This window comes from Microvirga sp. HBU67558 (genome assembly GCF_018069605.1).
In the GTDB taxonomy this organism is placed as follows: domain Bacteria; phylum Pseudomonadota; class Alphaproteobacteria; order Rhizobiales; family Beijerinckiaceae; genus Microvirga; species Microvirga terrae.
The window spans coordinates 1-1,489 of sequence record NZ_JAGPUP010000326.1 but is presented as its reverse complement, the minus strand read 5'-3'; the positions used below and the strand labels follow the sequence as shown (position 1 = coordinate 1,489).

At 68.4% G+C, this 1,489-nt stretch carries 1 protein-coding gene; it reads left to right on the top strand.

Annotation, left to right across the window (positions count from 1 at the left end; all coding sequences use genetic code 11):
- Positions 1-1,488: an NAD-dependent succinate-semialdehyde dehydrogenase gene (locus KBI52_RS01520; protein WP_210804873.1), complete on the top strand. Its 1,488-nt coding sequence runs from the start codon at positions 1-3 to the stop codon at positions 1,486-1,488.
- Position 1,489 lies beyond the last annotated feature (1 nt).

Sequence of the window (1,489 nt, the reverse complement as noted above, 5' to 3'; positions counted from 1 at the left end):
ATGACCGTTCATGCGAACCCTGTTGCGCGTCGTGTTGTTGATCTGAAGGACCCGTCGCTTCTGGTGAGCCAGGCCTATGTGGCGGGCGAGTGGGTGGACGCGCCCGACGGCCGGACGATCCCGGTCACCGATCCCTATGACGGGGCGCTGATCCTGGCGGTGCCCGATCTCGGCCCCGAGGCCGCCCGGCGGGCCATCGATGCGGCGCACGCGGTGCAGACGGACTGGGCGAAGCGCACCGCCAAGGAGCGCAGCGCCGTCCTGCGGCGCTGGTACGACCTGATCGTGGCCAACGCCGACGACCTGGCGCTGATCCTCACCACCGAGCAGGGCAAGCCGCTGGCCGAGGCCAAGGGCGAGGTGATCTCGAACGCCGCCTACATCGAGTGGTTCGCCGAGGAAGCCAAGCGCATCGACGGCGACGTCATTCCCGGCGCCCATCCCTCCCAGCGCATCGTGGTGCTGAAACAGCCGGTGGGCGTGTGCGCGGCGATCACGCCCTGGAACTTTCCCAACGGCATGATCACCCGCAAGGTGGGCCCGGCGCTGGCGGCCGGCTGCACCATGGTGCTCAAGCCCGCCGCCCAGACGCCGCTCTCGGCCCTGGCGCTGGCGGTGCTGGCCGAGCGGGCCGGGGTGCCGAAAGGCGCGTTCTCGGTGATCACCGGCGAGGCCCGGCCGATCGGCGAGGAGTTCTGCCGCAACCCGAAGGTGGCCAAGATCACGTTCACCGGCTCGACGAATGTGGGCCGGTGGCTGATGAAGGAGGCGGCGGACGGGATCAAGCGGCTGTCGCTGGAGTTGGGCGGCAACGCGCCGTTCATCGTGTTCGACGATGCGGATCTGGATGCGGCCGTGGAGGGCGCGCTGGCGTCGAAGTTCCGCAATGCCGGCCAGACCTGCGTGTGCGCCAACCGGATCTACGTGCAGGCGGGCGTCGTGGAGGCGTTTGCCGCGAAGCTGGCCGACAAGGCGAAACAGCTCAAGCTCGGGCGGGGCACGGAGGCGGGCGTGACCATGGGGCCTTTGATCGACGAGCGGGCGGTGGCCAAGATGGAGGAGCACGTGGCCGACGCGCTGGACAAGGGCGGCCGGGTTCTGGTGGGCGGCCGGCGCTCGGATCTTGGCAGCACGTTCTTTGAGCCGACGGTGATGACCGGGGTGACTCAAGGCATGAAGGTGACCAAGGAGGAGACGTTTGCGCCCTTGGCGCCGATCATCGCGTTTGCCGACGAGGCGGAGGTGATCGCGATGGCCAACGACTCGGAGTTTGGTCTGGCGTCGTACTTCTACGCGAAGGACATGGCCCGGGTGTGGCGGGTGGCGGAGGCTCTGGAGAGCGGCATGGTGGGGGTGAACACGCCGGCTCTGGCCAACGAGATGGCGCCGTTTGGGGGCGTGAAGCAGTCGGGGCTGGGGCGGGAGGGCTCCAGGTACGGCATCGAGGGCTTCCTCGAAATCAAGTACATCGCTCTCGCAGGTCTGTGAG